The following is a 6,593-nucleotide window of genomic DNA, read 5'->3' as shown; positions in this document are numbered from 1 at the left end:
CCGCCCCGCAGTTTCTGTGCCCCGACGAGAATTTGCAACGGAACCCCTCCGATTGCCAATAAAGCGAACAGCGCAGCATGACGGTGTTGGGTTAGACATTGGTCCTAGCGCAAAATCTGGCTGAGAAAGAGCTTTGTGCGCTTGTGCTGGGGGTGGTCGAAGAACGCATTGGGTGCGTTCTCTTCTACGATCTGCCCTTGGTCCATGAAGATGACGCGGCTGGCCACCTCGCGCGCAAAGCCCATTTCGTGGGTGACGCAGATCATGGTCATGCCGTCATTGGCCAGCCCCACCATCGTGTCCAGCACTTCCTTGACCATTTCCGGGTCGAGCGCAGATGTGGGTTCATCGAACAGCATAATCTTGGGCTGCATGCAGAGCGAGCGGGCTATCGCTACACGCTGTTGCTGGCCACCTGAGAGTTGACCAGGATATTTGTGGGCCTGTTCCCGGATCTTGACGCGCTCCAGATAGTGCAGGGCCACTTCCTCGGCCTCCTTTTTGGAGTTTTTGCGTACGGAAGTTGGAGCGAGCGTGCAGTTCTCAAGGATGGTCAGATGGGGGAAGAGATTAAAATGCTGGAAGACCATCCCGACCTCGCGGCGGATTTCGTTGATCTTCCGCAATTCGTTGGTAAGCTCGACGCCATTGACGACGATCCGTCCCTGCTGATGCTCTTCCAGCCTGTTGATGCACCGGATCAGCGTTGACTTCCCCGATCCGGATGGACCGCAAACGACAATGCGCTCGCCGCGGTTTACCTGAAGGTTGATATCCTTCAAGACCGCGAAATCACCGTACCATTTGTTCACCCCCGTCATTTTGACAGCCGGATCACTAGCGGCGGCGATATGCCCCTCTGGGCCAGTCTGCGTGGTTGGTTCAGCCAATGCGCCTGTGCTGCTCAATTTTTCTCTCCCGATAGTGGAATTCGCTCAGGCGAACTCGCGGCCTATCGCAAGTCCCGGACCCCTCTGGAGCGAGCGACAGTGCCTGATGTTGGTTATGGCCGATTACGAAGCCGGGCTCTCAGCGCGAATGGCTAGGGCCAGTAGCGGAGAGCCGGCAACGGCGGTCGGATGGGTCATACGCCACAGTACCAGTGCGTCCTTAGGTGAGAGAACATCGTCCACCTTGCAGCCGAACACATCGTAGATGGCGCCGAGGATCTGCCCCTTGGTAACCGCCTGACCGGGTACGAGCGTTGTATGGAACTGTCCCGACTCCGGACTCTCAAGCCAAAGATACTCGTTACACAGGATCTGTGCTCGCGTCGGTTGAATTCGGTGATCCGTAATTCCCAATTCGGCCGCAATGTTAAGAACGCCATCGACGTGGAAGCTGATTGATTCCTCGTCATAAATGCCATTGGCACCAGCTTCGGACATGATGGAGATGCGGCCAGCGTTGGCGAAGCCGGTTGGCGCGCGGCCGGGCGCGCTGAGCAGTTTCTGCGGCAATGCCATCACGATCTCTGCGTCAAAGCACCGGGCCAGTTTTTCCTTCTCGGCGTCCAGTTCCGGCTCTCCGGTCGGTTGGAACATGACGAATTTCGACACTTTCTCGCGTAGGTCGCCGCCATGAAGGTCAATGTAGCATTCGGCACCCTCTGCCCATACATTGAGGAGTACGTCGCACAGCACCTCGGAAAAACTCCCTTTTGGGTCGCCGGGAAACGTGAAGTTGATGTTCTTATCGTCCTCGGGGCAGTTGTACTGGGTGAATTTTCCGTAGGCTGGCAGGTTCACCAGCGGGATGATGCTGACCGTTCCGCGCATCGTCTGAGGATCAAACAGCGATTGCAGGCGAACTGCCGCCTCCATGCTGGATACTTCGTTCACATGCACTCCGGCCGTCACACACAAGCGAGGGCCCGGTTGAGCACCGCGAATATCGCAGAGTGGCCAAGCGTACTTGCTGAGCGTTGGATTCTCGAAATGAATATGGCCGCGAAAAACGCCGGTCTGTCCGAAGGCGCTGGTTGAGGCCTCTCTGGGCGTAATCTTCATCATCTGCAACCTGCCGTTTTATTCATGCCAGTTGTGCATCCTTGAATTTCGGGTTGGTGATTACCGCGCGCATGACGTCTTCATAGCTCTTGTCCAGCAATTGCAGGGCAATGCGCTCGGCTTCCTCTGGGGACGGACGTACGAGGGCCTCGAGCAGATTCTCGTGACCATGCGTCCAGTCCTTTGATCGGTTGGTATTGCGGAAGCCCAGATAAAGAATTCTCGATGCCTCGTTGTGAAGGTGCTCGAGCATTTGGGTCAGTCGCGGGCTGCCGGATGCCCGACCGATTGCAAGGTGGAAGCGCCTGTTGGCATCCAGAAAAGCCAGTTCCCCCTTCTTGTTGCCGGGTTCATAGGCCCTGCGACAAGCTTCATCCAATACGCGAAGCAACTCTTCGCTTACATTTCCTGCTGCCAGTCTTGCGGCTAGGGGTTCCAGTTCTCGCCTCAAAAGAAAAATGTCGTGAATATCGCCAACTGTAAGAGGCGCAATGATACGCGATTTCTTGCCAACGGCCTTTATCAGCCGCTCGCCGATAAGTTGTGCGATCGCACTGCGAACAGCAGCGCGCGCGATCTGGTAGCGCTCCTCAAGGGTTGTCTCCGAAACGACCTCTCCCGGTTTGAGGCGACCAAGAATGATCTCGTCCCTGATGAGTTCATAGGCCTGGTCCGCGAGCGGTGCAGTTTGTTCTTTTTCTAACATCGAGAAAACATTCCCTATTTCAGTTGACATGTCAATAATGGCATGATGACATGTCGACAAAGGAGCAAGTAGTGTGAAGTCTTTAGAATCTTTCGCCAGAGTGAAGGCATCGTTCTGGCCTACCCCGATCGAACATATGGCCAGGCTTTCGGAGATGCTTGGTGGTCCGGATATATTCGTTAAGCGCGATGATATCGGCACATTGGCGTTCGGAGGCAATAAGCTGCGCAAGCTTGAATACCTTGTTGCTCAGGCGCTCGAGGCAGGCTGCAGCACGGTGGTGACTGCGGGCGCGTTGCAATCCAACCATGCCCGACTGACCGCGGCAGTTTGCGCACGCTATGGCCTTGCTTGCCATCTGGTGCTCAAGGATGAAGTGCCCGACAGGTCGCTCGCATACCACAATTCCGCGAACAGATTCCTAGGCACAATTCTGGGAGCCGAGGTCGAGGTCATAGATCGCGATGCGTCGCTGTTGGATGCGATTGCGGAGCGCGAAGAGGCCTTGAAAGCATCAGGAAAGGCCCCGTTTGTTATTCCAGTCGGCGGGTCAAATGCAGTTGGCAGTCTGGGTTATGCTAACTGCGCCATGGAGATCTCCAGGCAGGAAGCCGACTTGGGTCAGCCCTTTGACCACATATTTGTGACGTCGGGATCGGGCGGCACGCATGCGGGGTTGCTGGTGGGCAGCCGGCTCGCTGGCCTGTCTGCTCGTCTTACAGGGGTGACAATTTCGCGACCCGCTGCGGACCAGCGTGTCATCGTGTCCGACCTCGCGGCGCAGACAGCTGATCTACTCGCTATGGATGTCAGCGGACTGGATGAGAACATTCATCTGGACGATGGCTTCTACCTGCCTGGATACGGGTTGCCAAATCCGTCTGCTCTGGAGGCGATATCGATCGGTGCGACCGCCGAAGGGATACTTCTCGACCCAGTTTATACCAGCAAAGCCATGGCCGCGGTGGTTTCCGCCGCCCGCGAGGGCGCGATTGCACGCGGAGAACGCATTTTGTTTATCCATACCGGTGGGGCACCGGCGCTATTCGCTTATGAAGAGGAATTGACGACCTGCAGGTGACAACCAGGCGCCCCCTTGGGGGCGGATGTCGAAACGTGACCACCTTTCAGCCCAAGGAGAACTTCATGACAAATGCATTTCGTTTGAACCGGCGCGTCGTATTGGCCGGCCTGGGTGCAGGCCTGCTGGCTGCTGGCACCACTAGCAATGCTTTCGCTGCCGACACGACTCTTGATCGCGTCCTCAACTCGGGTTCGGTTCGCATAGGTATCGCAAACGAACGCCCCTATGGCTATGTGGAGACCGATGGCAGTGTATCGGGCGCAATCCCGGATATCGTGCGCGCCGCACTTGCTCCGCACGGAGTAACCGACATTAAGGCTGAGGTCGTTGAGTTCAACGCCCTGATACCTGGATTGAACGCAGATCGCTTCGATATCATTGCCGCTGGCATGTACATCCTGCCCGCGCGCTGCCAGGCGATTGCCTTCACCAATCCTGTTACCCGCGCCGGTAACGGCATTGCTGCTCTTGTCGGCAATCCCAAGGGCGTTCACAGCGTCGCCGACGTGGTCGCTAAGTCCGATATCATCATCGGCACGCAGACCGGCTCGTCTCAAGTTGAAATTCTCATCAATGCTGGTGTCCCGCAGAATCGTACGGTGCTTTTTGCTAGCGCGTCCGAGGCACTGGCTGGCCTGCGCGCAGGTCGCGTGGATGTGATCTACTTCCCGGGCCTTGAACTCGGTGCGCTCTTGGCGACGGCAAATGACCCGAGCATCGAACGAGTCACGCCATTCGAGCAAATCCTCAAGGATGATGGCACGCCGCAATACGGCTATGCCGGCTTTGGTGTTCGCCAGTCGGATGACACTCTACGCGAGTTTCTCGATAAAGAAATCGCTCGACTGCTGGAATCGAACGAGATGCTCGGGATCATATCCAAGTACGGTTACGGCCCTGACGAACTGCCAAGCGCTGACATCATCGCAAATGACCTTTGCGCTGCGTAAAGCATGCTGAAGTTACCAGATTCGCCTCCATTCGATCTGTTGCCCCAGCTTTTAGCTGGGGCACTACTCACCCTCGAGTTGACGGTGATCATTGCCATTGTGGGCTTCTTGCTGGCCTTCCCGGTGGCAATGGCCCGGACAGCGCAGAACAAATTTGTGCGCTTGGGGGCGACGGCCTACGTAGAAGTGTTGCGGGGCACCTCTGCTATGGTGCAGCTCTTCGTGCTCTTCTTCATACTACCGGCCTATGGTCTGCGTCTTGATCCGAAATCCACGGCAATCATAGCGCTAAGCCTCAACATGTCTGCTTATGGCTCCGAAATTGTCCGTGGTGCCATCAGCTCAATTGAACAGGGTCAGCGAGAGGCTGCGGCCGCGCTTGGGCTGACACGGTTTCAAACTTGGCGTCTGGTAATCCTCCCACAGGCCTTCGTGACCATGTTGCCTTCATTCGGCAATCAGCTTGTTGAACTGCTCAAGGCGACGTCTCTGGTGTCACTGATCACGCTTACAGATCTCACGTTCGCCGGACGCCAGATGGTCGTCACGACCGGTCGCGATCTGGAAGTATGGGGTCTGGTGCTCCTGCTCTATCTGGCCATGGCATATCCGCTGACCCTTTTGGCTCGATATGCAGAACGCCGCGCGGCTACGTTCAGAAGGTAATTTGGTCAATGTCACTTCAGATACCCTTCGACTTCGCGTTTGCCGCCGCATTTTTTCCGGAAATGCTGAAGGGCCTATGGATCACGATCATTGCGACCATAGGCGGCTTCATCCTGGCGCTCATTATCGGCCTCGTTCTCGAGGGGCTGCGGAGGTCAGGCATCCGCATCATCGTTTGGCTGACCGACGCTTGGATCGTCTTGATCCGCTGTACACCGCTGCTTGTCCAGCTCTATGTGGTGTTCTATGTCCTGCCGAGATTCGGCATACGATTTGACGCTCTCACCACGGGCATAATCTGCCTCGGCGTGCATTTCGGTTCATACGTTGCCGAGGTGTTCCGCGCCGGAATTGACTCCGTCCCCCGTGGCCAATGGGACGCAGCGCGTTCATTTGGTTTGCCATTTCACGTCATGTGGGGCCGGGTAATTCTCCCGCAGGCCACGCGCCCTACAATTCCGGCTCTGGGAAACTACTTGGTCGGCCTATTCAAGGAAACGCCACTCTTGGCAGCCATCACTGTCATCGATCTGTTCGGCGCCGCCAATAACATTGCCGGGCGAACCTTCCGCTACAATGAGCCATATACGGTTGCGGCAATCATGCTGCTGGTTGTCAGCCTCTTGGCCGCCTATGGCGTCAAGAAGCTCGAAAAACGCATCCAGCGTTGACCGCCTTCATCCCTGGTGGCCGCTGGCCTTCGGCGTACTGGCACGGCCGGGCGCTCCCCATGAGGAAATTGCGAAGGCAAAAGGCGTGTCGAACGCCCAGCTCGCTATCGCTTGGCTGTTGAAGTGCAGCCCGGTCATGCTGCCGATTCCGGGCACAAGCCGTCTGGTTCACCTTAAGGAGAACGTCGCAGCCGAGTCGATCGAGCTTACGGACGAAGAGTGTGAAGCGGTGGACCGCATCGCCCGTCTAGGCTGACAGATAGGAGCGCCGTCCCCGTAGGGGCGGCGCTCTTGTCGCGCAACTCCTAAAACCTGCAACATTTCCCCGAGGGCCGGTTTTCCGGCCCTTTTCGTGTCGCGCATCATTGTCGTAAGTGGTAGAAATCCCGCGACATGATTTGCGACAGGGGAGCCATGAACCGCCAACCAGATTCCGAGGTTCCGTTGCAAATTCTCGTCGGTGCACAGAAACTGCGGGGCGGCAAGAGCTTCACGCCGCGACGATGA

At 56.9% G+C, this 6,593-nt stretch carries 8 protein-coding genes; 5 read left to right on the top strand and 3 right to left on the bottom strand.

What is annotated here, in order from left to right; translation table 11 throughout:
• Positions 1–104: 104 nt before the first annotated feature.
• The 3 genes from NDI72_RS21550 to NDI72_RS21540 all read right to left on the bottom strand — a co-directional run bounded on the left by NDI72_RS21550 (position 105) and on the right by NDI72_RS21540 (position 2,745).
• A complete protein-coding gene (locus NDI72_RS21550; RefSeq protein WP_283801749.1) occupies positions 105–821 on the bottom strand; it encodes an amino acid ABC transporter ATP-binding protein in 717 nt (238 codons plus the stop codon).
• A gap of 192 nt (positions 822–1,013) precedes the next feature.
• A complete protein-coding gene (locus NDI72_RS21545; RefSeq protein ID WP_283801748.1) occupies positions 1,014–2,012 on the bottom strand; it encodes a M14 family metallopeptidase in 999 nt (332 codons plus the stop codon).
• 19 nt (positions 2,013–2,031) lie between these two features.
• Complete coding sequence (locus NDI72_RS21540) at positions 2,032–2,745, bottom strand: GntR family transcriptional regulator (RefSeq protein ID WP_283801747.1); 714 nt, start codon at positions 2,743–2,745, stop codon at positions 2,032–2,034.
• A 43-nt stretch (positions 2,746–2,788) separates the two neighbouring features.
• Between NDI72_RS21540 and NDI72_RS21535 the strand changes: the two genes are divergently transcribed.
• The 5 genes from NDI72_RS21535 to NDI72_RS21515 all read left to right on the top strand — a co-directional run bounded on the left by NDI72_RS21535 (position 2,789) and on the right by NDI72_RS21515 (position 6,342).
• On the top strand, positions 2,789–3,796 hold the full coding sequence (locus NDI72_RS21535) for a D-cysteine desulfhydrase family protein (protein ID WP_283801746.1): 1,008 nt from the start codon (positions 2,789–2,791) through the stop codon (positions 3,794–3,796).
• A gap of 65 nt (positions 3,797–3,861) precedes the next feature.
• Entirely contained in the window at positions 3,862–4,749 is an 888-nt protein-coding gene (gene ehuB / locus NDI72_RS21530) for an ectoine/hydroxyectoine ABC transporter substrate-binding protein EhuB (RefSeq protein ID WP_283801745.1), read from the top strand.
• Positions 4,750–4,752: 3 nt separating this feature from the next.
• The gene (gene ehuC, locus NDI72_RS21525; RefSeq protein WP_283801744.1) at positions 4,753–5,415 is read left to right on the top strand and encodes an ectoine/hydroxyectoine ABC transporter permease subunit EhuC; all 663 of its coding nucleotides are present in this window, start codon (positions 4,753–4,755) and stop codon (positions 5,413–5,415) included.
• 8 nt (positions 5,416–5,423) lie between these two features.
• Entirely contained in the window at positions 5,424–6,086 is a 663-nt protein-coding gene (ehuD, locus tag NDI72_RS21520; protein ID WP_283801743.1) for an ectoine/hydroxyectoine ABC transporter permease subunit EhuD, read from the top strand.
• Complete coding sequence (locus tag NDI72_RS21515) at positions 5,992–6,342, top strand: aldo/keto reductase (protein ID WP_349632283.1); 351 nt, start codon at positions 5,992–5,994, stop codon at positions 6,340–6,342. The genes ehuD and NDI72_RS21515 overlap by 95 nt, the downstream gene beginning before the upstream one ends.
• The last annotated feature ends 251 nt before the right edge of the window (positions 6,343–6,593 follow it).

The sequence above is a fragment of the Nitratireductor sp. GZWM139 genome, assembly GCF_030068685.1.
Classification (GTDB): Bacteria; Pseudomonadota; Alphaproteobacteria; order Rhizobiales; family Rhizobiaceae; genus Nitratireductor; species Nitratireductor aquimarinus.
Note: the sequence above shows the minus strand (reverse complement) of the source record. Positions and strands in the feature narration are given on the sequence as shown.